Origin of the sequence: Delftia sp. JD2, assembly GCF_001682645.1 — a bacterium.
Lineage (GTDB): Bacteria > Pseudomonadota > Gammaproteobacteria > Burkholderiales > Burkholderiaceae_C > Comamonas > Comamonas acidovorans.
This window is the reverse complement of the sequence record NZ_LFJT01000058.1, coordinates 1-20,821: the sequence shown is the minus strand read 5'-3', so window position 1 is coordinate 20,821 and position 20,821 is coordinate 1. Positions and strand designations below refer to the sequence as shown.

The 20,821-nt window shown below is 64.8% G+C and carries 22 protein-coding genes; 8 read left to right on the top strand and 14 right to left on the bottom strand.

The window, feature by feature from the left end; genetic code table 11:
* Positions 1 to 2: 2 nt before the first annotated feature.
* From ACM14_RS24125 to ACM14_RS24110, 4 genes are all read right to left on the bottom strand, one after another.
* Positions 3 to 1,589 (bottom strand): SPOR domain-containing protein, encoded by a 1,587-nt coding sequence (locus ACM14_RS24125; RefSeq protein ID WP_065347551.1) that lies wholly within the window; start codon positions 1,587 to 1,589, stop codon positions 3 to 5.
* Positions 1,590 to 1,739: 150 nt separating this feature from the next.
* A complete protein-coding gene (gene fahA, locus ACM14_RS24120; RefSeq protein ID WP_065347550.1) occupies positions 1,740 to 3,056 on the bottom strand; it encodes a fumarylacetoacetase in 1,317 nt (438 codons plus the stop codon).
* A 75-nt stretch (positions 3,057 to 3,131) separates the two neighbouring features.
* Positions 3,132 to 3,950: a 3-hydroxybutyrate dehydrogenase gene (locus ACM14_RS24115; RefSeq protein ID WP_065347549.1), complete on the bottom strand. Its 819-nt coding sequence runs from the start codon at positions 3,948 to 3,950 to the stop codon at positions 3,132 to 3,134.
* Positions 3,947 to 4,690: a GntR family transcriptional regulator gene (locus ACM14_RS24110; protein WP_065347548.1), complete on the bottom strand. Its 744-nt coding sequence runs from the start codon at positions 4,688 to 4,690 to the stop codon at positions 3,947 to 3,949. The genes ACM14_RS24115 and ACM14_RS24110 overlap by 4 nt, the downstream gene beginning before the upstream one ends.
* Positions 4,691 to 4,879: 189 nt before the next feature.
* Between ACM14_RS24110 and ACM14_RS24105 the strand changes: the two genes are divergently transcribed.
* Together ACM14_RS24105 and ACM14_RS24100 are read left to right on the top strand one after the other, a co-directional pair.
* Positions 4,880 to 7,117, top strand: coding sequence for a hypothetical protein (locus ACM14_RS24105; protein ID WP_065347547.1), 2,238 nt, complete (start codon positions 4,880 to 4,882; stop codon positions 7,115 to 7,117).
* 72 nt (positions 7,118 to 7,189) lie between these two features.
* Complete coding sequence (locus tag ACM14_RS24100; RefSeq protein WP_065347546.1) at positions 7,190 to 8,305, top strand: 3-deoxy-7-phosphoheptulonate synthase; 1,116 nt, start codon at positions 7,190 to 7,192, stop codon at positions 8,303 to 8,305.
* A gap of 349 nt (positions 8,306 to 8,654) precedes the next feature.
* Here the strand turns inward: ACM14_RS24100 and ACM14_RS24095 are convergent, their stop codons facing one another.
* The 3 genes from ACM14_RS24095 to ACM14_RS24085 all read right to left on the bottom strand — a co-directional run bounded on the left by ACM14_RS24095 (position 8,655) and on the right by ACM14_RS24085 (position 10,436).
* Complete coding sequence (locus ACM14_RS24095; RefSeq protein ID WP_065347545.1) at positions 8,655 to 9,110, bottom strand: PaaI family thioesterase; 456 nt, start codon at positions 9,108 to 9,110, stop codon at positions 8,655 to 8,657.
* Positions 9,103 to 9,570 carry a MerR family DNA-binding transcriptional regulator gene (locus ACM14_RS24090; RefSeq protein ID WP_012203968.1) on the bottom strand — a complete coding sequence of 156 codons (468 nt, stop codon included), beginning with the start codon at positions 9,568 to 9,570 and terminating at the stop codon, positions 9,103 to 9,105. The genes ACM14_RS24095 and ACM14_RS24090 overlap by 8 nt, the downstream gene beginning before the upstream one ends.
* A gap of 83 nt (positions 9,571 to 9,653) precedes the next feature.
* On the bottom strand, positions 9,654 to 10,436 hold the full coding sequence (locus ACM14_RS24085) for an SDR family oxidoreductase (RefSeq protein WP_065347544.1): 783 nt from the start codon (positions 10,434 to 10,436) through the stop codon (positions 9,654 to 9,656).
* A gap of 66 nt (positions 10,437 to 10,502) precedes the next feature.
* Between ACM14_RS24085 and ACM14_RS24080 the strand changes: the two genes are divergently transcribed.
* The gene (locus ACM14_RS24080) at positions 10,503 to 11,450 is read left to right on the top strand and encodes a LysR family transcriptional regulator (RefSeq protein WP_065347543.1); all 948 of its coding nucleotides are present in this window, start codon (positions 10,503 to 10,505) and stop codon (positions 11,448 to 11,450) included.
* Positions 11,447 to 11,884 (top strand): hypothetical protein, encoded by a 438-nt coding sequence (locus ACM14_RS24075; RefSeq protein ID WP_065347542.1) that lies wholly within the window; start codon positions 11,447 to 11,449, stop codon positions 11,882 to 11,884. The genes ACM14_RS24080 and ACM14_RS24075 overlap by 4 nt, the downstream gene beginning before the upstream one ends.
* A gap of 244 nt (positions 11,885 to 12,128) precedes the next feature.
* Here ACM14_RS24075 and ACM14_RS24070 read toward each other — a convergent pair whose 3' ends face one another.
* From ACM14_RS24070 to ACM14_RS24055, 5 genes are all read right to left on the bottom strand, one after another.
* Positions 12,129 to 12,368 (bottom strand): hypothetical protein, encoded by a 240-nt coding sequence (locus tag ACM14_RS24070; RefSeq protein ID WP_065347541.1) that lies wholly within the window; start codon positions 12,366 to 12,368, stop codon positions 12,129 to 12,131.
* A gap of 523 nt (positions 12,369 to 12,891) precedes the next feature.
* A complete protein-coding gene (locus tag ACM14_RS31790) occupies positions 12,892 to 13,227 on the bottom strand; it encodes a hypothetical protein (RefSeq protein WP_139093488.1) in 336 nt (111 codons plus the stop codon).
* A 261-nt stretch (positions 13,228 to 13,488) separates the two neighbouring features.
* Positions 13,489 to 15,975: a DUF4238 domain-containing protein gene (locus ACM14_RS24065; RefSeq protein ID WP_065347540.1), complete on the bottom strand. Its 2,487-nt coding sequence runs from the start codon at positions 15,973 to 15,975 to the stop codon at positions 13,489 to 13,491.
* Positions 15,976 to 16,248: 273 nt separating this feature from the next.
* A complete protein-coding gene (locus tag ACM14_RS24060) occupies positions 16,249 to 16,953 on the bottom strand; it encodes an HNH endonuclease (protein ID WP_065347539.1) in 705 nt (234 codons plus the stop codon).
* A gap of 192 nt (positions 16,954 to 17,145) precedes the next feature.
* On the bottom strand, positions 17,146 to 17,493 hold the full coding sequence (locus tag ACM14_RS24055; protein ID WP_065347538.1) for a helix-turn-helix domain-containing protein: 348 nt from the start codon (positions 17,491 to 17,493) through the stop codon (positions 17,146 to 17,148).
* Positions 17,494 to 17,615: 122 nt separating this feature from the next.
* Here ACM14_RS24055 and ACM14_RS24050 point away from each other — a divergent pair, with 122 nt between their 5' ends.
* Entirely contained in the window at positions 17,616 to 17,993 is a 378-nt protein-coding gene (locus ACM14_RS24050; RefSeq protein WP_065347560.1) for a hypothetical protein, read from the top strand.
* Between the two features lie 207 nt (positions 17,994 to 18,200).
* Here ACM14_RS24050 and ACM14_RS24045 read toward each other — a convergent pair whose 3' ends face one another.
* Together ACM14_RS24045 and ACM14_RS31785 are read right to left on the bottom strand one after the other, a co-directional pair.
* Entirely contained in the window at positions 18,201 to 18,500 is a 300-nt protein-coding gene (locus ACM14_RS24045; RefSeq protein WP_065347537.1) for a hypothetical protein, read from the bottom strand.
* Positions 18,501 to 19,085, bottom strand: coding sequence for a DUF4124 domain-containing protein (locus ACM14_RS31785; RefSeq protein ID WP_139093487.1), 585 nt, complete (start codon positions 19,083 to 19,085; stop codon positions 18,501 to 18,503).
* A 238-nt stretch (positions 19,086 to 19,323) separates the two neighbouring features.
* Here ACM14_RS31785 and ACM14_RS24035 point away from each other — a divergent pair, with 238 nt between their 5' ends.
* The 3 genes from ACM14_RS24035 to ACM14_RS24025 all read left to right on the top strand — a co-directional run bounded on the left by ACM14_RS24035 (position 19,324) and on the right by ACM14_RS24025 (position 20,700).
* The gene (locus ACM14_RS24035) at positions 19,324 to 19,638 is read left to right on the top strand and encodes a helix-turn-helix transcriptional regulator (protein ID WP_012203973.1); all 315 of its coding nucleotides are present in this window, start codon (positions 19,324 to 19,326) and stop codon (positions 19,636 to 19,638) included.
* On the top strand, positions 19,635 to 19,991 hold the full coding sequence (locus ACM14_RS24030; protein ID WP_065347535.1) for an SRPBCC domain-containing protein: 357 nt from the start codon (positions 19,635 to 19,637) through the stop codon (positions 19,989 to 19,991). Before ACM14_RS24035 ends, ACM14_RS24030 begins: the two co-directional genes overlap by 4 nt.
* A 103-nt stretch (positions 19,992 to 20,094) precedes the next feature.
* Positions 20,095 to 20,700 carry an ATP-dependent Clp protease proteolytic subunit gene (locus ACM14_RS24025; protein ID WP_013803771.1) on the top strand — a complete coding sequence of 202 codons (606 nt, stop codon included), beginning with the start codon at positions 20,095 to 20,097 and terminating at the stop codon, positions 20,698 to 20,700.
* Positions 20,701 to 20,821 lie beyond the last annotated feature (121 nt).

Genomic DNA, 20,821 nt, shown 5'->3' with positions numbered 1-20,821 from the left:
CTTCAGCGCCGCGCGCTGCGGCCTTCCGCGGGGGCGTGGTGGAAGACCGTGGCCTCCATGCCCATGGCGCGTATCTTGGCCGCCGCCTGATCGGCGCTGCGCTGCTTTGCAAAGGGGCCCGAGCGCACGCGCACGATCTCGCCCTTGTTGCTGTGCAGGGTCTGGCTGAGCGTGGGCAGCTTGGCTTTCTCCAACCGCTCCACCACGCGCCCGGCATTGCCAGCTTCAGAGAACACGCCGATGTTGATGTAGTAGTTGCCCGGCTCCAGAGCCGCCGAGGCGGCCTTGGCAGGTGCCGGGGCCTTTGCGACGGGTTCGGCGGGCTTGGCGGGCTTGGCTGGTTTGGTTTCAGCCGCCACCTTGGAGGGCTTGGCGGGCGCTGGCGTGGCTGCGTGCACGGACGCTGGCGCAGGTGCAGATGCAGGCGCAGGTGCTTTGGCTGGCACCAACGCGGCCTTGACGGGAATGGCTGCCGCTGCAGTGGCCGCGACGGCACCCGCGGCGCCGGTCGCTGCCACTCCGGGCATGGGTTCGACCGTGCCGGAGACGGTGCTGCCGGCAGCGGGCAAGGGCGCTTGCGGATCAGGGCGCGCCTCGGTCTGGGCAACCGGCTCTTGCGGCTGGGGTATGGGGGCGGGTGCGGGTGCGGGCGCCGGTTCCGTCCTTGGCGTTTCAACGGCAGGTACGGCTGCGGCGGGCGTTGGCGCCACGGCTGGTGCAACTGGCGAAACTGGTGCAGCGGCCGGTATGGATTCGGACGGAGTCACCTCGGTCTGTGCCGCCATGAAATGTGGCATGCCCGACATCGCCCAGATGCCTGCACCGGCAGCGGCGGCAAGCACCGCACCGGCCGCCACGGCCAGGCGCTTGCGCAGGGGCGTGGCCGCGCGGCGGGCCAGGCGTTCGTGCGCTGCGGCCATGTTGGGGGCCTCGCCAATGGCTTGCAGCGTGTGGCGGCGCACATGGTGCCAGTACAGGGCATTGGCGCCCAGGCCGGGAATGGCAATGGCCAGCAGGATCAGCGTGGCATCGATGCCGTGGGCAATCGCCGGGGGCAGGCCCAGCGCGGGGCGCAGCAGCAGGCCCCAGACCAGGCCCGTGCCGCCGGCGGCCAGCGCATAGAGGCCGCCCTCTTGCCACAGCCCGCGCAGCCCGCACCAGGGCAGGGTGAACAGGCCTGCGGCCAGATTCCAGGTAGGCAAGGGCTTGCCCAGCGCGTCGAAGCGCTCGAACAGGCGCAGGTAGTAGTCGCGTGAGGGCTCGCCAATCAGGCTGGCGTACAGGCCCGGCATCAGGCCGGTGCCCTGTCCGCCCGTGAAGCTGGTGACGCCGGCATGTGCGCCGGCGCCTGCCCGCTCGTTGGGGGCAGCGGCGTCATCGCCGTGCTGCAGCGCATAGGCTGCGGCGGCGAAGGCGCTCGCTATCGAGGGCGGCAGTTTGCTGGGGCTCTTGGCAGAGTCGGCCGTGTCGGGCCTGCTGGCACTGCCGGGCTCGGCAAAGGCGGGCTCCTGCCGGGCAGGGGCCGCCTGCCTTCCGAAGTCGATGGTGGCGGGAGGTGCTGAGATGGCGTCTTCCGATGGGGCGGGCATGTCAGCAATTGTGTCATGCACTCATGGCTGTCGGAATCACGACATTCGGGCGGATCGATCGGGTGAATCAATCGGTCAGACCAATCGCGCAGATCAATCGCGCAGATCAATCGGGCCGATCCATCGGCCCCGATCGATCTGCCGTTGCCATCAGGCCTGGCGCGCGGGCAGCACGGTGGCGCGGCACTCGCCGAAGCCGATGCGCGCGGCGCCCGGCTTCTCGCACCAGCCGCGCAGGATCACGGCATCGCCATCCTGCAGGAAGGTGCGGCTCTCGCCATTGGCCAGCGCCACGGGCTTCTTGCCGCCTTCGGTCAGCTCCAGCAGCGCACCGGCCTCGCTGGAGGTGGGGCCGGACAGCGTGCCCGTGCCCAGCAGGTCACCGGGCTGCAGGTCGCAGCCGTTGACGCTGTGGTGGGCCACCAGCTGGGCCATGGTCCAGTAGGCGTGGCGGTAGCTGGTGTGGGTGATCTGCTGGGCGGCCTGGCCTTCGGCGCGCATGCGGCCGGTCTCCAGCGCCACGCTCAACTGCACGTCGAACGCGCCGCGCTCGGAATTGGCGGCCGAGCTCAGGTAGGGCAGGGGCTGGGGATCGGCGGCGGGCCGCGTGAAGGCCGTGCGGTAGGGCTCCAGCGCCTCCAGCGTCACGACCCAGGGCGAGACCGTGGTGGCGAAGTTCTTCGACAGGAAGGGGCCCAGCGGCTGGTATTCCCAGGCCTGGATGTCGCGCGCCGACCAGTCGTTGAGCAGGCACAGGCCGAAGATGTGGTTCTCTGCCTCGTCCATGGAAATCGCCTCGCCCCAGGCGTTGCCGGCGCCGGTGTAGATGCCCATCTCCAGCTCATAGTCCAGGCGTGCGCAGGGCTTGAGCGCGGGTGCGGCGGCGTCGGGTGCCTTCAGCTGGCCCATGGGGCGGCGGAAGTCCACGCCCGACACGCGCAGGCTGGACGCACGGCCGTGGTAGCCAATCGGCACCCACTTGTAGTTTTCCATCAGCGGGTTGTCCGGGCGGAACAGCTTGCCGACGTTGGTGGCGTGGTGCACCGAGGTATAGAAGTCCGTGTAGTCGCCGACCTGGGCCGGCACCGTGTACTCCACGTCGGACTGGGCCACCAGGCAATCCTGCAGGGCCGCCTGTGCGGCAGCGCCTTCGCGCAGCGCGCGCGACAGCGCCAGGCGCAGGGCCGACCAGGCGGCCGGACCCATGGCCATGAAGCCGTTCAGGTGCTGCTGCGAAGCGGCTTCCAGCTGCGGCTGCACGGCATCGCCCAGCGCCTTGATCGCGCTTGCGCGCGCCAGGTCCAGCACCTGGTCGCCAATGGCCACGCCGCCGCGCCAGGCCTCCTGGCTGCCTGCGCGGCGGAACACCGCAAACGGCAGGTTCTGGATGGGAAAGTCGCTGGCGCCGGTATTGGCCGAGGCCACCCAGCTGCGCAGGCCTGCGTCATGGGTTTCGTTCAAGGACATCTGTCTCTCCTGGTTGGGTTTGTCTGTCGTTGGTATGAAAAGGTGTTTGGCGGGGCAGGGCGAGGCGTGGCGGGGTCAGGCGGCGGCAAAGCCGCCGTCCATGTTCCAGTGTGCGCCGCGCACCTGGGCGGCCTGCTCGCTGGCCAGGAAACCGGCCAGCGCCGCCACCTGCTCCACGGTCACGAAGGCCTGGGAGGGCTGCTTGGCGCCCAGCAGCTGGCGCGCCGCCGCGTCGGCATCCAGCCCCTCGCGCGCTGCCAGCGCATCGATCTGCCGTTGCACCAGCGGCGTCAGCACCCAGCCGGGGCAGATGGCGTTGCAGGTCACGGGCGTGGTGGCGAACTCCAGCGCCACCGACTTGGTCAGGCCGATCAGCCCGTGCTTGCTGGCCACATAGGCCGGCTTGCGCGCCACGCCCACCAGCCCGCTGACCGAGGCGATATTGATGATGCGGCCCCAGCCGCGCTCCAGCATCTGCGGCGCGCATGCCTGGATGGCGTGGAAGGGCGCCGAGAGGTTGACGGCCAGCAGCTCGTCCCACTTGTCGGCCGGGAATTCGAGCAGCGGGCTCACATGCTGCATGCCTGCGTTGTTGACCAGGATGTCGATGGGCCCCAGCTCGGCCGCAATGCGCCGGGCCAGCGGCGCGATGGCGCTGCCGTCGCGCAGGTCCAGCCCGTAGTGGCGCACGGGCACGCCGTGGGCCTGGGCGATCTCGCGCACCAGCGCATCGGTCTCGGCAGAAGCGGCGGCCTGGCCATGCAGCGCGATGGCTGCGCCCTCGCTGGCCAGATGGCGCGCCACGGCCAGGCCGATGCCGCTGGTCGAGCCGGTGATCCAGGCCACGCGGCCCGCATGCGGGCGTGAAGCGGGGAATGAGGAAGTCGGGTTCATTTCAGGAGATCCATTTCCATATGCACGTACTCGCTGAGAAAGCGCACCCGCGCCCAGTAGATCAGCAGCCCGTCGGCGTTGCAGGCCCAGCGCAGCGCCTGCATCAGCGGCGTGCCCAGGGCCACGCCCAGGTGCTCGGCGGCCAGTTCGTCGGCTGGCGCCACGCTCAGGTGCTGGCGCGCCACGGCAATGCGCGAGGGGTCGCTGCTCAGGGCCACGGCCAGGGAGCTGCGCTCCAGCTGGGCCTCGATCTCGGGGAACAGTTGCTGCTCCAGGTACAGCTGCGACAGGCAGAACCGCGCCGCGTCATGGTCGTACACGCGCAGCAGGTGCACGTAGGCGGGGGCCATGCGGCCCACGTCGGGGAAGCCTTCGGGAATCGGCGGCAGGCAGTCGCGCCCGGTGTGCAGGGTGATCTGGCCGATGTGGGCGCCAAAGGCCACCAGCTCCTTCCAGCTGGTGGGCAGCAGAAAGGACGGCGGCTTGTAGGGCGCCGCAATCACCCGCGTGCCGCCGCGCTTGCGCGTGAGCAGCAGGCCCTCTGCCACCAGGGCGCCCAGTGCCATGCGCACCGTGGTGCGCGACACGCCATGCAGCGCCTCCAGCTCCGGCACCGTGGGAATGGCGCTGCCTACGGGCCAGGCGCCCGTGGACACCTTGCTGCGGAACAGCCGCGCCAGCTGCAGGTGCAGCTTGTCCCGGCCTTGTTGAGGGGCCGACGCGGTGGAGTTGGAGGGCATGGAGGCAATAAAGTATCTATTCAGTGCTTTTATTTTCACACAAAGCGCCAGCCCTGACAGCCTGTGCTGACGCCCATCGTTGACAAATGTCTTCAATTGAGCAGGCCGAATGACTTTTAAACTGCGGCCCTTTTTCGGTTTTTCGTTTTCGTTTTTTGAATGTTGGCCAGAGCGGCCGTTGGGTATTTCATGCAGCAGCAACATGCTTGGGAGTTTTTTCGCGCCGGTGGAGTGGACCAGGTGGTCATCCGCACCGGGCAGGACATTGCGCACATCGGCGAGCTGGACCAGAAGCTGTGGGTGGCCCTGGCCTGCCCCACGCGCGGCATCGAGTTCGACAGCGACACGCTGGACCTGATCGACGAAGACAAGGACGGCCGCATCCGCCCGCCCGAACTGATCGCCGCCTGCCAATGGGCCGTGGCGCGCGTGCGTGACCCCCAGGTGCTGGCCGATGGCGGCGACGTGCTGCAACTGTCCAGCCTGGAGCGCGACAGCGAGCAGGGCGCCCTGCTGCATGCCGAGGCCGAGCGCATGCTGGCCCTGTCCGGCCAGGCCGGCGGCGCCGCGCTGAGCCTGGCCCAGGTGCGCGAGCGCCTGGCCTCCCTGGCGGCCATGCGCTTCAATGGCGACGGCATCGTCAGCCCCGCCACCGCCGGGGACGACAAGGCGCTGGCCGCGCTGGTCGAGCGCATCGGCAAGGCCTATGGCACGGCGGCGGGCGCCGATGGCGTGGCCGGCATCGCACGCAAGCAGGCCGAGTCCTTCTATGCCGACCTGCGTTCCCTGCGCGACTGGCATGCAGGCGCCGAGGCCCTGGGCTGCGGCATTGCCGAGCGCGACCAGGCCCTGGCCGCGGCCCGCGCCGTGGACGCGGTGCAGGCCAAGGTGGACGACTTCTTCGCACGCACGCGGCTGGCCGCCTTCGACACACGCGCGCAGGACCCGCTCAACCCCTCCATCGAAGGCTATGCCGCCCTGGGCCGCGAAGTGCTGGACAGCGGCGCCCAGGCCATTGCCGCGCTGCCGCTGGCCGCCGTGGCGGCCGACCGCGCGCTGCCGCTGGCCCAGGGCGTCAACCCCGCCTGGGCCGGTGCGCTGCAGGCCCTGCGCGAGCAGGCCGTGCAGCCCGTGCTGGGCGAAGACCTGCAGGAGATCACCGCCGCGCAGTGGGAGCAGGTCAAGGCCGCGCTGCAGCCCTGCCGCCAATGGCTGGCGGCCCGGCCCGCCACGCCGCTCGATGCCCTGTCGCAACAGGAGGTGCAGGCGCTGCTGGACGGCGGCCAGGAAGCCGCGCTGCTGGACCTCATCGCCCAGGACGAGTCCGAGAAGGAACACAGCCTGCAGGCTGTGGCGCTGGAAAAGCTCATCCGCCTGCAGCGCGACCTGCTGGCGCTGCTCAACAACTTCGTCTCGTTCAGCAGCTTCTACCGGCGCGAGGGCGCGGCCTTCCAGGCCGGCACGCTCTACCTGGATGCGCGCAGCTGCGACCTGACCGTGGAAGTGAGCGACACCGCCGCCCACGCCGCGCTGGCCGGCCGTGCCAAGACCTGCCTGGCCTACTGCGAGCTGCGGCGCGAGGGCAAGAAGAAAGCCATCGTCGCGGCCTTCACGGCGGGCGATGTGGATTTTCTCTTCGTGGGCCGCAACGGCGTGTTCTATGACCGCGCGGGCAACGACTGGGACGCCACCATCGTCAAGCTCATCGAGAACCCCACCAGCATCGGCCAGGCCTTCTTCCTGCCCTACAAGAAATTCCTGCGCATGGTGGAGGAACAGGTGGCCAAGCGCGCCTCGGCCAAGGAAGAGGGCGTGACCGCCAGCCTGGGCACGCAGGCCGGCCAGCTGGTCACGGCGCCCGGCACCGCTGCGGCCAACGCCACAGCTGCTACAGCCGCCACCGCTGCGGCATCGCGCAAGACCGATGTGGGCACCGTGGCCGCCCTGGGCGTGGCCCTGGGCTCCATCAGCGCCGTGCTGGTGGGCATCTTCGGCAAGTTCATCGACCTGGGGCCCTGGATTCCCGTGGCCCTGGTCGGCCTCATCGCGGCCATCTCCGGGCCCAGCATGATGATTGCCTGGCTCAAGCTGCGCCAGCGCAGCCTGGGGCCCATCCTGGACGCCAGCGGCTGGGCCATCAACGGCCGCATGCGCATCAACCTGCCGCTGGGCCGCAGCCTCTCGCAGACCGCCAAGGTGCCGGTGGGTGCACGGCGCACGGCGGGCGACCCCTATGCGGAGGGCAACGGCCTGCGCAACACCCTGGTGGCGCTGGCCGTGGTGGCCTTGCTGGCGCTGATGGCCTGGCGCCTGCACTGGGTCGATGGCCTGCTGCCCGCCGGCTGGCAGTACGGCGCGGCACCGGCCGCTGTGCCGGCCGTGCCAGAGTCGGCACCGGCACCGGCACCGGCAGCGGCGGCTCAGTAAGTCGATGCCAAGGGGCGGGCAAGCCACTTGCCCCGCCCCGGTCGGGAAACCTCAAGGCGCGACAATAGCGCCATGACCACCCCCACCCACGTACAACGCAGTGCCGTGCCCCTGAGCACGCACGACACCACCCGCATCGACGACCTGCGCATCAAGGCCGTGCGCCCCCTGATCACCCCGGCCCTGCTGCAGGAATGGCTGCCCGCGCCCGAAGCCGCGCAGCAACTGGTGGAAACCAGCCGCGCCGCCATCTCGGACGTGCTGCAGGGCCGGGACGACCGGCTCATCGTCGTCGTCGGACCCTGCTCCATTCACGACCACGACCAGGCCATGGACTATGCGCGCCAGCTCAAGGCCCAGGCCGACGTCCTGGCTGGCGAGCTGCTCGTGGTCATGCGCGTCTACTTCGAGAAGCCCCGCACCACCGTGGGCTGGAAGGGCTACATCAACGACCCGCACCTGGACGGCAGCTTCGCCATCAACGAAGGCCTGGAAATGGCCCGCGCCCTGCTGCTGGACGTGCTGGCCCTGGGCCTGCCCGTGGGCACGGAATTCCTGGACCTGCTGTCGCCGCAATTCATCAGCGACCTGGTCAGCTGGGGCGCCATCGGCGCGCGCACCACGGAAAGCCAGAGCCACCGCCAGCTGGCCAGCGGCCTGTCCTGCCCTGTGGGCTTCAAGAACGGCACGGACGGCGGCGTCAAGGTGGCCAGCGATGCCATCCAGGCGGCCAGCGCGCCCCACGCCTTCATGGGCATGACCAAGATGGGCCAGTCCGCCATCTTCGAGACCCGCGGCAATGGCGACTGCCACGTCATCCTGCGCGGCGGCAAGCAGCCCAACTACGGCGCCGAGCATGTGCAGGCCGCCTGCGCCCTGCTGGAAGGCGCAGGCCTGCGCCCGCAGGTCATGATCGATGTCTCCCACGCCAACAGCAGCAAGCAGCACCGCCGTCAGATCGACGTGGCGGCCGACGTGGCCCAGCAGATCGCCGGTGGCGATGCCCGCATCACGGGGCTGATGATCGAAAGCCACCTGCAGGAAGGGCGGCAGGACATCGTGGACGGCCAGCCGCTGGCGCATGGCGTGTCCGTGACCGATGCCTGCATCAGCCTGGAGCAGACCGTGCCTGTGCTGGAGCAGCTGGCTGCGGCGGTGAAGGCGCGGCGGGCGAAGCTGCAGGGGTGAGCTTTTAAAGCGGGGGGGCCGCCTGGGGGCTGTTTTTTGACCCTGCCGGGCGGTTCCTTTTCGAGGCCGGGTCTCGGCCCGGCAGCCGACTGCCCTTTCTTGATTCGCCAAGAAAGGTCAGATCAAAGAAGGCGACCCGGATGTCCGCGACCCTCCGCTTCGCTGCGGGCAACCTGCGTCGTGGCGGTTGCGGGGTTTGCCGCAGAACTCGCTTTGCGCTTCGCGCGCCGCTCAAACAACTGCGGCAAGTCAGATCACGAAACAGTCCTGTCCTTCGGCAGGACTGCAACCCCGCAACCGCCACGACGCAGGCGCTGACATACGGGGTGGGAAGACCGGGGGATCGTTCTCAGGCCCGCGCTGGCCTCGGCTCCAGATTGCGCGCCGTCCCCAGCCAGGTCGCGCAATGCGTTTCATGTCCATCCTCGGCCACTGCGTACAGGTCCGCCGCGCAGATGCTGAGCACGCGGCCGGCATCCACCACGCGGCCGCGCGCCCGCAGGTGGGTGCCGCGTGCGGGCGCGAAGAGCTTCACGCTGCCGTCCACCGTGGCATTGGCCCAGCCTGGCGGTAGCACAGAGCCTGCGGCTGACACCGCCGCAAAGTCGCCCAGCGCAAAGATCGCCGTGGCCTGCAACTGGCCCGGCTGAAAGCACAGGGCATCGGCAATGGGCATCTCCAGCTCGGTGGCGCCGGGCTCGGCCCGCACGAAGCGCAGGCCCAGGGTGCGCGCCATGGGCATGGCCAGCACGGCCTTCTGCAGCGCCTGGGTGGATGGGGTGGGGTGGGTGATCGGCTCAGTCATGGCTTGTCTCCTTCGTGGTGGGTGAAGCGGCACGGCGCACGCGCGGCCAGGGCGCGGCGGGTTTGTCGGGGGTGCTGGCTGGGGCCGGTGCCATCTGCGCCAGATCCCGCTCGGCCTGGCGGGCGCGCAGCCACTGCACATGGTCCAGGGCCTGGGCGCGCTGGGCCTGCAGCGCAGCGATCTGTTCGTCTATCTCCTGCACGCGCTGCTGCACGGCATCGGCCAGGTCACCGGGGCCTATGCGCCCCGCACGCCAGGCGCGCAGGTTCTCCGCAATGCGCGGCAGCCCGAACCCCAGCGCGCGGGACATGGCGATGAACACCACCTCGCGCCGGGCCGAGCGCGGATAGTCGCGGTAGCCATTGGGCAGGCGCCGGGGCTTGAGCAGGCCCGCGCGCTCGTAGTGGCGCAGCGCGTGGATGGAGACGCCCGTGAGCTGGGCGAGTTCGGAGATCAGCATGTGCCAAGGCTAGCAAGGCTCGTGCTGGACTAGGGTTGGGAAGGGGACAGGTTTTTTCTATCGCTGTCTCTTGGCAGTCGTCTTCAAGCCGGCTGCGCTGCAGGCCTCATCACGCGGGCCGTGAACCGGGCCATGAACTCGCGCGTGACAATGCGCCCGCCCAGGGCCGTCAGGTAGTTGGCGCAGCCGTGCACCATCGAGGCGCGGTTGTCGTCGAAGGCTTTCAGCCCCAGGCGAACCACGTCTTCGCTGGATGCTTTTTTCCCGAAGGATGCGGCCTCGCCGGCGCGGGTGAAGAACGCCGTGTCGGTAGCGCCCGGGCACAACGCCAGCACGCGCACGCCGCGCGGCCGGTACTCGGCCCAGAGCGCTTCGCTGAACGAAAGGACGAATGCCTTGGTCGCGGCGTAGACCGCCATGTACGGGACCGGCTGAAACGCTGCCGTGGAGGCGATGTTGATGACGCCGCCCTGGCGCTGCTCCAGTGCGGGGAGACACAGGTGCGTCAATTCCACCAGGGCGCCCACATTCAGATCGATGGCCTCCCGCTGCATGGCCAGCGCCAGTTCATCAAACCTGCCGTGGGTGCCGAAGCCGGCGTTGTTCACCAGCAGATCCGGCAGCAGGCCCCTGGCGCTGGCGGCATCGAAGACCCGCCGGGCCGCCCCGGGTGTGGCCAGGTCCTCCACCAGGAATTCGGCGCCGGGCAATTCGCTGGCGAGCTTCTCGAGCCTGTCGCGGCTGCGCGCGATCAGCACGACTTTGGCGCCACGGCGGGCAAGTTCCCTGGCGAATACTTCACCGATGCCCATGGAGGCGCCGGTCACCAGGACGGTTTTCTGGGAGAAATCAAAAGGGGTTTTCATGCACTCGAGTATTGCGACGGGGTGCCCGGCTGGGAATGGGCAGCGCTGGTAAGCTGATTTGCATTCATGAAAAACCAATCGCCCACCACCTGGGATGACCTGCGCGTGCTCCTGGCGCTTCACCGCCACCAAAGCCTGCTTGCCGCAGGCGCTGCCCTGGGCCTGTCCACCTCGACCGTCGCGCGGCGCATCGAGGCGCTGGAGCAATCCCTGGGCCGCGCCCTGGTACACCGCAGCAGCGCAGGGACGACGGTCGAGCCCGATGCAATGGAACTGGTGGAACTGGCCGAGCAGTTCGAGCTGGGACTGGGCGGCATCAAGCGCGACGACCGGCCCGATGAGAAGGCCCATGCGCTGACCGGCACCATCCGCGTCAGCATGGGCGAGGGCTTCGTGAAGCCCGTGACCGCCGTGCTCTCGCAGTTGAGAAGCGCGCATCCCGGGCTGCATATCGAAGTGGCCGTGGAGTCGCGCTTCACGGATGTCGGGCGGCGCGAAGTGGACGTCGCGCTTAGGGTCGGGCGCTCCAGTTCGGCCGTGGTGGTGGAGAAATGGGCGGGGCAACTGACGTTTGGCCTGTACGCCTCGCACGGCTATGTCGAGCAGCGCCTGCCGGATCGCCACCTGCACGTGCAGGACTTCGCCAGCCACGATTTCGTGGGACAGGACCTGGCCACCGGCCGGCAGGACGCCTCCAACCTGTGGCTGGCCAGCCGGGGCGCTACCCGGTTCGTCTTTCGATCCGGCTCCGACCTGGCCCGCCAGGAGGCCACGGAGCAAGGGCAGGGCATCTGCCTGCTGCCCGACGCCATGGCCCATGCCGTGCCCGGCCTGGTGCGACTGGAGGTGGACGCGCCGCTGCCTTCCTGCCCGGTGTACCTGGCCTATCACCGCGACCGCCGCAACGTGCCGGGCGTGCGGGCGGTCATTGACGCGCTGGGTGTGGCGCTGGCCGATGGGCTGCAACTGCCAGCAGAAATGGCGAAGGCGGCCAGCACCGCCGCGAAGCCATGACAGGCACGGTCTTTCCAGATCTTCTGGTCTTGCATGTCGATGAGCCGGGCGACGAAGCTGCGTCCGTTACGCTGGCCAGCGACCAGGCGACCGTCACCGTGTTCTGCCACCCCTGCACCTTGAGCGCCGGACAGAGGGTTCGCAATCGTCTCAGTGCATTGGACGTCCGGCTGCTCCAATCACCGTATGGCTTCGATTGGCCGCAGGACGAGCGAGAAAAGCTGGGGCGCGACAGACTGATCAGGACCGGACATTACGCGTACAGCGGCACGGGGAGGGTTATCGATGCAGGCCGTGGACTGGTGCTGGTTCACGGATTCCTCGTCGATTTTGGGAAAGTTCCAGACGTCGATCACGTTGAGTTCGATGTCGTGAGGCTGGATTGCGACGAGGATGCCGTCGATGAAGAGCCCAGCGCCATCGTTGGTCGTTGATCTTGACGGGAAAAAACGGGGCCTTGGCTGGCGTAGAACGACGGCGGATTCAACCGTTGTGAATTCAACCGTTGTGAATTCAACCAGTCGATGCAGCACCATGTCCGCCTCTGGCCGAAAATCCAAGCGCCGCGCCAATAAGAAAATGATGAAATCAAATATATGGATTATGGTCGCTTGAGCCCCGGTCAGCCCGATGGCGAGAATTTCGCAAGCTGATTCTCAACGGAACTTTGGCAAAATATCAGCCGCAGGAGTCAGTCAGCCATTCTTCGTATTCATCGAGCGACAAGAGCGTCGCCTGATAACGAACAAGACGGTCTGCATGATATTCCAGGACGTTGCTGCCTTTCAGATGTTTCAGCTGCTCTACCGCGTATGCAGATATTTTTATTTCCTCTGCCAGCCAACTCCTGAGCGTCATATTTTCGACTGTCCTTTTCATTTGTAGAACCTGCTTCTGCACTACGTGCGATTGCAGCATACCCTCTCAGAGCGCTGCTGATTCCGGACCCGAAAACTAAGACGCATCTTCGTAGTAAAAGCAAATTTCTATTTCTGCTTCATGCCCGGCGAGAAGCGCCAAAGTTTCGCTTGTAATAAATGGGCCACCTCCCGTCCCATTTCCGCCCCAGAAGACTGAAAAATAATATTTATAACCCATTGATTTCAGATCGCCAAGGCTTCTTTCATTATTCAGGCAGCTTAGCAAGGATTTAATGTGATCCTCTATGCTTGTACTGAGAACCGTACCGTTCGTGTCTAAAACCCACCCATACCTAGGCAGATCGGGTCGCCTTCGGATTCCAGCAGCGTCTAGTCGTCTTCGCGTCTGGCGTCGTTCTGGAGATTCTTCATCTGTAAAATCGAAATTCTCCCGTGAAGATTCCAAAAATATTTCCGAAGGAAGTTCTGAGCGATCATCGGATCGAATAAATAGTGTGCAATAGCATGTCATTGAGAATAATCATCTATTAGATGGATGATGGATGATGGATGATATTCTGCTATTTCGGCGCAAAAAGAGCAGGCAATCCATTGATCCAGGGAACTTCGGAGTCGTCATCGCTTTCGAGTGCATCAAGTTCTTCCAAAGTGAGCCAAACCCCATGCGGGTCTACCCAATATCGTTGACCGTTGGTTAAGGTGACAGCCTTTGAGATTGCTCGCAAATTACCTCTCAAAAGTAGTTCTATAGGAACGACTTTAGTCATAAAAACGGTGTGCTCCGGTGTCTGCGCTTCTGTCGCGAGTTGCAGCGCATGTGTACGAGCGCCGTCAGGCGCTTGGCACAACGCAATCCGATATTCCTGCAATTGGTCGATACTGGCTGGAGACCACATTTTGTATTCCTTAAGTGAGGTAAGGCTGGATCGGCTCGGGATTCTGGATTGCCTGATCTTGCTTGTGAATTGTGCAATGCGGACGATGAAGCGTATGTCACACGCCATGGCCACTCCGAAAGCCGTATCGAGCCATCGCTGACTTTATTGGTAGACGGCCTCCCACGGAGGCAGGTCATTGGCAGCAGTTGCTAAGGTGTGGAGTTGGAGTTGGCCAGTTTCCGTAGGCACATCATTCTTTGTGTTCAAGTGGCCTTAACTCTATCGGCGCTGCTCTGGTCGGGAAGCGAGGATCCCGCCAGCGCCATCCGCCTGCTCCTGGGTATTTGAGTCGCCCGCCTGCAGGTCATCAAACACGAGCCGCAGCGCATACGGCACCGACCGGGGGCGGGTCGCGCCTGCGAACATCACCAGCAGCCGCTGGACCTCGTGGCGAAAAAAGCCCGCAGGCGGCACATGCAGTTCCAGCCGCATGCTGAGCGCATTGTTGTCGTCCATCCCCTTGCGCTCAGCTTTGCCACGTGACTGGCGCAGCTGTTTGGCCAGGACTTGAGGAGTTGTACCTTTACCCGGCGAACGAACCGAATCGGCTAGACGGCGCAGCAGCGCATTGATGGGAGGCAAGTCTCCATGGGTTAGCCGTTTGGCCACCCGGAGCGGATCAAGGTCCACCGGGAAAGTGATCTCGGCCAAGGCCTGGCGCACAGGCTCCCAGGCACACTGCGAGGACGCGCCAGCGGGCTGTGCGTCCATCAGGAGTTGCTCCCAGTGCGCATCGGTGTCAACGTGAATGATCGAGCCGGTCAGTGTCGCCAGGTACAGCGCCGACTCCAGATTCAGGCTCTTGTAGATCTGGTACTGCGCTCCGGCTTTGCCCACGGGCAGTGGCTGCTGCAGGATGTATGGGTCGGCCTCAGCCTGGCGGCGGTAGTGGGCGACCATCTGATTCACCATCGCATCGTTGGCGTTAGGCGTGTGCTGTCTAATGTGGCGGCGCAGGGCATCTTCCGGCAGCATCCGGATCATGCGCCGGGTCTCGTCCTCGGCGAGTTTGAGCCGTTTGTGCAACCCGACGTTGGGTGGCTTCCCGGCGGTTCGATGGGTCAACACCTCCCGGACGTGCAAGCCTAGCGGGGCGCAGACTTCGCCAGGATCCGGCACAAGATGTACAACGCCGGCACGGATGTACTGCTCTAGCTTGAACAGCAGCAGGACGTTCTTGAGCGTCTGCATTTTGTGGCCGGCTGGCGAGTCGATGGGGCTGAACGCTGGCTTCAGGCTCCGTCCAATGAAAAACGGGTTCACGAGTACGATTTCGTCGACGTATGGCAGCCAACCCACCACCGCTGCCTCAATCGTGCGCGGGTCCGCTAGCCCGATGTAGACCGAGCGGAGCTTCTTTGGATGAGGCCGCGGTAGCAGCGCGGCCAGGTCCGTGTCGTCGGGCCACAAACTGGCGAAGACGTTGTGGATGCGCCGAACCTGATCGTCGCTTAGGGTGCGGCGCACGTCCTCCCAGGACGCGCCATCATGCATGCCAAGTATGCCCATGACGGCGCTGCAGAACATCAGGTTGCGCTCGCGCAGGCTATAGACCTCCCACGGCGGACGCTCTGCTAAGGGCAGCCGCTGGCAGCAGTCCTTGAAGTCGTAGGCGCTGCCACAGCCGCAAAAGTCGTTGGCCGCGATGTTCTTGCGCGGCGACTTGCGGGTCAGGAACTCGTGGGCCTTGGAGGTGCGGCCATGTTCGTCCCAGTACCCGGACCTGCCGTCCTTGTAGCCGACGTAGATTTCCCCGCCGAAAAGCCAAAGGTCGTCCTTGGGTAGCAGCACGTGGGCGATCTGGGCCCACGAGCCGCTGAAGTACCGCTCGGGGTACAGCCAATCCTTGTGGGCCGCTGCGATGCTGCGCTTTGCGCGGGACTTAAGTAGGTGGTTGATTGTGATCACTTCGTCGCGGCTAAGGCGGCGGTCGCGAATGAAGGCATCCGTGCGCATCATCCCCATACCGAGGTGTCTCGAGTTAGTGCGCAAGCGCTTCAGATCTTGCCTGTCTGGTTCCTCCGCGTATTCAAGATGGGTAATGATCAGACAGGTGTTGGCGTCCAGCGCGAACACGGTTTGCGTGCCCAGCGACGCCACCATCGGGTCCATCGGATAGGCGCAATCGGGCGCTGTGGGGGCGATCTGCGGGTTGTAGACGGTCACCGGGTGGTCCGTCACGATGAACTTCACGTCCGAGTCCGCCGCCGAGACGACTTCCCGAACGCCCTCGGCCCACATCGTGCAGTGCATCATCCGCAGGGCCTGCATCTCCACCATCAGGTTGATCTGGTCCAGCTGTGCATAGCAGGAGCGGATCCAGTCCAGGCCCTTGGGGGTGCGCAGCTTTTGTGCTGCCATGTACTCGAAAAAGTCCTTGAATGACTCGTGGACCTCTACAGGATCACCCTGCGCGAAGGCGCGCACTGCCTTGGCGCCCTGATCGTCGATGGCGCCGAAAAGATGCTTTTCGATGTCGTCATTGGCGATTGAGCCAAAGTGCGTGGTGTAAAGGTCGTACTCCACGAAGCAGTTCTTGGTGCCCCATTGGTGCAACGCAGTACGGGGCACCTGCCGGCCATCAGGCAGCGTGTTGCAGTCCGGATCGAGGTTCAGGTGGAAGAGACGAGACTGCTCCGGAGGGAGAAATCCGCGCTGGTACCACTGTGGGACGTAGTGGTTATTCCGGGTCTGTTGGTCAGTCATCCGCTAACTTGGGTAGTCCGAAGCGTTTGAGCGTAAGCGGCTGCTACCAGCCTGAAGCAGCTAGCCAAGCAGTCATCACAACCCGGCTGCTCCTAACCGATCTCTGAATGGCAGCGAGCTAGCCGAGTGTAATCAGCACCGATGGTCAGCCTAACTGAAGTGGGCGGCTAAGAAGACTTGCTGATGGACCGCTCGTAGTAGTAATCACCAGGTCGCCACGGCGTCACACAGCGGCCGTTCGGGCCACCCATCGGCTTAGGTCGACTACTTTCACTACCCGCCCTTAAACTCCTCTGTTCGATGGTGCGCCATGTATTTTTCGTGGTCGGGTTTCAGCGCAATCTTCATATCGGACGTGATCCCAAGTTTTGCGGCCTCAATGAAAAGAGGAGAGAGGCGAATCGAGCCGTCCATCTCGAATGTGATGAAGCCCTTGTCGAAAGCCTTGTCCAGGTTTGGCGAAAGCAGCAGTCCGTTCCACTGGTCCAGTCGCTCACTATTCGTCGATTTCTTCCATGGCTTGATGTGAGACGCAACAAGGAGGCTGGTGTCGTTGAATCCGGTGACAGCACAGCCGGTCCAGTGCAGGAGCACCTTGTCTCGGAATGCTCCCTGCCCGATCCTAGATTTGATCAGCGCTGTCTTCTCAGTCGCTGTTGTGGTCGGATCGCTGATGATCTGTTCGAGGTCGGCTTGCATGTCGTCGCTACCGTTGCTCGCAAGGTATGCGGCGAACTGCGACAAGGTCGCGCTGTACATGTGGTGCCCGCGTGCGTTTCGCTCTTTGAAAACGGGCAGTTCCTGGATGCTGGGAGAAAGAGCGCCCAGAGCCGAAGAGCTGGTCAGCGCGGTAAGAGGGCCAGAGATCAGACCGCCATCCATCGCCCATTCGGACAGGGCACCGCGGAGCGCTCCGTCGTAGCTCCTCGCCGAGGACTTCGAAAGGCCCTTGTAAATCATCCAATCGTAGAAGTTCATGCTCTAAAAATTGTGCGCGGTCTGGCTATTCTCGCGCAGCGCTGGGTCGACTAGCTACGACAGTTGACTGGCGTGACGCGCGAGGATCAGGTACTGGCCGATAGCCCCGTTCGCGCAGCTTGTGAGCCTATTCAAAGGTGTCGAGACAGGAGCCGTAAACAATCTGCTCAAGAACTGTTGAGCGATGCTCTCTCAACCCATCCCCTTCTCTGTCCCAGCCACCAAACCAAGCACCAATTTCTTCGCTCTGACTTGCCCATCACGAGTGAGCTGTCCCCACGCCAGGATTACCTCGGCAAGGTCATCGTCCTCGCAGTAGAGGTAAGAAGAAGGCACGCCGAGCACCTGCGCAATCCGGTTCGCGATATCCACTGGTGGTTCATGAACCCCGGTCTCGTATCTGCTCATGCGCGCACTTGCCGTCGTTTCATCAAGACCGACAGCAACCCCCAACTGGTCCTGCGGTATTCCTGTACGCAATCTGGCCTCGCGAAGGCGTTTCCCAAAGAGGTTGGAGGGCGGTTTGGTCCGGGGCGGCATCCTACGATAGTCGTAGGGTGTATTGATTCGGTCTCTACGAAATTCGTAGAATGAAGCGGTGCCTCACGCAGTCGATTTGCGTGTGCCCGTTGTTCGACATGATCCAAGCCCAGGGAGCCTCCATGGATGAACCCAACCTCGCCATCTCCCCCCAACCCAAGCTCGACGACCTCGCCATCGACGCCGTCCTGCACATGGGCGCCGCGCTGGATGTGCTGGAACTGCACGCTCGCCACAACATCACGGCCATCAATTGCGTCTGCCGGGACCTGCTGCGCATCTACTACGTGAAGGCTGATCAGGCGCAGTCTCTGGAGCCGCAGGACAAGGAATTGCTGGGCCTGCTGCACGACACGGCGGTGGACCTGGGATATGCCATCGAGGTGGTGGACCACCTGAATGGCGACGAGGCTGACGACCCCATCCTCTATGCCGTGAGCTATCTGCTCAAGGCGGCCAAGCGGTTTGCGGATGAGGGCTTGTCTGCTGGGGTGTCGTGATGGGTGAGGGCGCGAACATATTGCCTGCGCTTCGCATGCAGGGAATCTGCGTGCGTTGGGAGGCTGCAGTTTGCCGGAGCCATGAATTCGTGCACTGTGGCGCCGGAGTTTTGAACAGAGCCATGCTCGTCGCTGCAGACTCGTACTGATTGGCTCTTTTTTTTGGCGACGGTGGAGGCCTGGCGTTGGCAACCGTTCCCTATGCGGCTACGCCTTATGTCGGCGCAGAACGGCCAAGCTGCGATGCCGAATCCGTTGGGAAATGTGCTTGTTCTCAGATACCAGGGCCAGCGCTTGAAGCACATCAGCGTTCACCGGTGCACCTTGCTCCAGCCATTCGATGGCCAGGCCCGGCCAGTAGTCGGAGGCTTCGTAGCCCAGGCCGGCCAGGACGATTTCAACGGGCGATGCACTGCCTGAATAGGCTTGCAGCGGGTGCTCCAGATGCAAAAGCAGGATGCGCGTGTCCATTGGGTTGAATTTCAAAGTTTTGCTGCGGGGCTGCATTCACTGAATCCAGTTGCCACGCCGGGCATGGGTGCGCGTCCATCCGTCATCGAGCTTGCCGCCGTTGATCTCGCAGGAAGCTGGCGTCTGCGTCGTGCCCTGCACTCTGGCGCCCGTGTGGTTTGTCATGGAAACGGGGGCGGCAATCACGAGGGTCACCACCCGGCGATCCTTGGTGGCACTCAGGTACGTGGCGTCGGGGGGCAGGCCGGCATTTTTCTGGTACCAGTCAAGACACATGCGCGCTTCTTCCTCCAGCATGGAGGAGGGCGATAGAGCCTGTGGCGCGGGGGCAGACGCGGGCTTGGTGGCGGGCTCGGTCGGCATTGAATTCCGCAGAGGCTCGGGGGATGCAGGAGGCGGGTCCAGTTGCATGGGCCTGGCGGTGGTGCCTTGCGGGCAAGGGACATCCTGGTACCAGGTTTTTCCATCGCTAAGGCATTTCATGACGGCTTGGGCATCGGGGGCCAGGCCGACTGCTGCCACCATCCACAGCAGGCTTTTCAGCAGAGCGGTCTTGTTTCGGGGTGGCTTGAGGGAAGTGCGCTTTGCAGGTCTGCTGCCGCCAGTGGATGAATGGGCCATTGAGTCTCCAATGAAGTGAACTGGCTGCTGCGAGCCTTTGCCCTCGGCTTTGCCAATGCGCTGCGTGGCTGGAAGTGACGGGTTTCCTGACTCTTGTGCGGCCCCGTGCAGCGGTTATACGTCAGCCACTTCAACCCCCCAATTCACCTGCCGAGCCAGACTTCCTTGAGCAGGCCTTGTCGGTGACGTTTGCCATGGACCGCTTGCATTTGAAATAAGTGATTGCTAAAGTGTCGCCATGCCCGAGAACGACATCTTCAAGGCCCTGGCCGACCCTACGCGCCGCTCCATCTTCGAGAAGCTGGCCGCTGGCAGCATGCATGCCAGCGCGCTGCGCGAGGGGATGGAGATCAGCCAGTCGGCCATGTCCCAGCACCTGGCCGTGCTGCGCAACGCGGGGCTGGTGAGCGAGCAGCGGCAGGGGCGCTTCATGCATTACGAGGTTGATCCCGAAGGGCTGGCGCAGATTGCGGGCTGGCTGGCGAAGTACCGCGCCTACTGGCCGCAGCGCGTGGATGCACTCAAGGGCCTGCTCAAGGACATGGACCAATGAACAAGATGAGCAATATGGACACCGACGATGCGGCCCGCGAGCTGGTGCAGGAGTACGCGCTGGACGCCCCGCCCGAGAAGGTCTGGCGCGCGCTGAGCATTCCCGAGCTGCGCGCGCAGTGGCTGCCGGGCACCGAGCATGCCGAGCCTTTGCAGCAGGTGCCGCAGCAGGAACTGCGCCTGCGGCTGCGCGAGGCTGAGCCTCCCTTTCTGGAAAGCACGGTGGACCTGCAGATCAGCCCCGGCGCCGATGGCGGCACGCTGCTGCGCATCGTCCATGTGCTGACCGATGCGCGGCTGCAGCCCGCCAGGGAAGCGGCCAACGACGGCGGCTTCCTGATGTACGCGACCTGATGCACGTGACCTGATACACGCGACCTGAGGGCCCCGGCAACGGGGCGTGCGGCACAGGGCCGCAGCCCTTTTTTTTTTCACCACCACACACAGGAGTTCGCCCATGCGCGAATCGATGATGCTCGTCCCCATGGTTGTCGAACAGTCGGCGCGCGGAGAGCGGTCCTTCGACATCTACTCGCGCCTGCTGCGCGACCGCGTGATCTTTCTCAACGGCGAGGTGAACGATGCGGTCTCTGCCCTGGTCTGCGCGCAACTGCTGTTCCTGGAGGCGGAGAACCCGGACAAGCCCATTCACCTCTACATCAACTCGCCCGGCGGGGTGATCACTAGCGGCCTGGCCATGTACGACACCATGCAGTTCATCAAGTCCCCCGTGCACACGCTGTGCATGGGCACGGCGCGCTCCATGGGCTCCTTCCTGCTCATGGCCGGCGAGCCCGGACACCGCATGGCCCTGCCCAACGCCAGCCTGCACGTGCACCAGCCGCTGGGCGGCGTGCAGGGCCAGGCCTCGGACATCCGCATCCATGCCGAGGAAATGCTGCGCACCAAGGACCGCGTGACACGCCTGTACGCCCAGCACTGCGGCCGCAGCTACGAAGAGGTGGAACGCGACCTGGACCGCGACCGCTTCATGACCGCAGAAGAAGCCCGCGAATGGGGCCTGATAGACAAGGTTCTGGACCGGCGCACAGTAACTCCCTGAGCCGCAGCGCCAGCGCCAGCAGGGCGCAGCGCACCGCGCGCGCCCCTTCTCCCCAATCCCGTATGTCCGCGCCTGCGGCGTGGCGGTTGCGGGGTTGCAAGCCTGCCGAAGGACAGGCTTG

Excerpts from the sequence above, each read along its gene's own strand:
- ACM14_RS24125 (WP_065347551.1), bottom strand. The coding sequence starts at position 1,589 with ATGCCCGCCCCATCGGAAGACGCCATCTCAGCACCTCCCGCCACCATC.
- fahA (WP_065347550.1), bottom strand. The coding sequence starts at position 3,056 with ATGTCCTTGAACGAAACCCATGACGCAGGCCTGCGCAGCTGGGTGGCC.
- ACM14_RS24115 (WP_065347549.1), bottom strand. The coding sequence starts at position 3,950 with ATGAACCCGACTTCCTCATTCCCCGCTTCACGCCCGCATGCGGGCCGC.
- ACM14_RS24110 (WP_065347548.1), bottom strand. The coding sequence starts at position 4,690 with ATGCCCTCCAACTCCACCGCGTCGGCCCCTCAACAAGGCCGGGACAAG.
- ACM14_RS24105 (WP_065347547.1), top strand. The coding sequence starts at position 4,880 with ATGCAGCAGCAACATGCTTGGGAGTTTTTTCGCGCCGGTGGAGTGGAC.
- ACM14_RS24100 (WP_065347546.1), top strand. The coding sequence starts at position 7,190 with ATGACCACCCCCACCCACGTACAACGCAGTGCCGTGCCCCTGAGCACG.
- ACM14_RS24095 (WP_065347545.1), bottom strand. The coding sequence starts at position 9,110 with ATGACTGAGCCGATCACCCACCCCACCCCATCCACCCAGGCGCTGCAG.
- ACM14_RS24090 (WP_012203968.1), bottom strand. The coding sequence starts at position 9,570 with ATGCTGATCTCCGAACTCGCCCAGCTCACGGGCGTCTCCATCCACGCG.
- ACM14_RS24085 (WP_065347544.1), bottom strand. The coding sequence starts at position 10,436 with ATGAAAACCCCTTTTGATTTCTCCCAGAAAACCGTCCTGGTGACCGGC.
- ACM14_RS24080 (WP_065347543.1), top strand. The coding sequence starts at position 10,503 with ATGAAAAACCAATCGCCCACCACCTGGGATGACCTGCGCGTGCTCCTG.
- ACM14_RS24075 (WP_065347542.1), top strand. The coding sequence starts at position 11,447 with ATGACAGGCACGGTCTTTCCAGATCTTCTGGTCTTGCATGTCGATGAG.
- ACM14_RS24070 (WP_065347541.1), bottom strand. The coding sequence starts at position 12,368 with ATGCTGCAATCGCACGTAGTGCAGAAGCAGGTTCTACAAATGAAAAGG.
- ACM14_RS31790 (WP_139093488.1), bottom strand. The coding sequence starts at position 13,227 with ATGTGGTCTCCAGCCAGTATCGACCAATTGCAGGAATATCGGATTGCG.
- ACM14_RS24065 (WP_065347540.1), bottom strand. The coding sequence starts at position 15,975 with ATGACTGACCAACAGACCCGGAATAACCACTACGTCCCACAGTGGTAC.
- ACM14_RS24060 (WP_065347539.1), bottom strand. The coding sequence starts at position 16,953 with ATGAACTTCTACGATTGGATGATTTACAAGGGCCTTTCGAAGTCCTCG.
- ACM14_RS24055 (WP_065347538.1), bottom strand. The coding sequence starts at position 17,493 with ATGCCGCCCCGGACCAAACCGCCCTCCAACCTCTTTGGGAAACGCCTT.
- ACM14_RS24050 (WP_065347560.1), top strand. The coding sequence starts at position 17,616 with ATGGATGAACCCAACCTCGCCATCTCCCCCCAACCCAAGCTCGACGAC.
- ACM14_RS24045 (WP_065347537.1), bottom strand. The coding sequence starts at position 18,500 with ATGCAGCCCCGCAGCAAAACTTTGAAATTCAACCCAATGGACACGCGC.
- ACM14_RS31785 (WP_139093487.1), bottom strand. The coding sequence starts at position 19,085 with ATGGCCCATTCATCCACTGGCGGCAGCAGACCTGCAAAGCGCACTTCC.
- ACM14_RS24035 (WP_012203973.1), top strand. The coding sequence starts at position 19,324 with ATGCCCGAGAACGACATCTTCAAGGCCCTGGCCGACCCTACGCGCCGC.
- ACM14_RS24030 (WP_065347535.1), top strand. The coding sequence starts at position 19,635 with ATGAACAAGATGAGCAATATGGACACCGACGATGCGGCCCGCGAGCTG.
- ACM14_RS24025 (WP_013803771.1), top strand. The coding sequence starts at position 20,095 with ATGCGCGAATCGATGATGCTCGTCCCCATGGTTGTCGAACAGTCGGCG.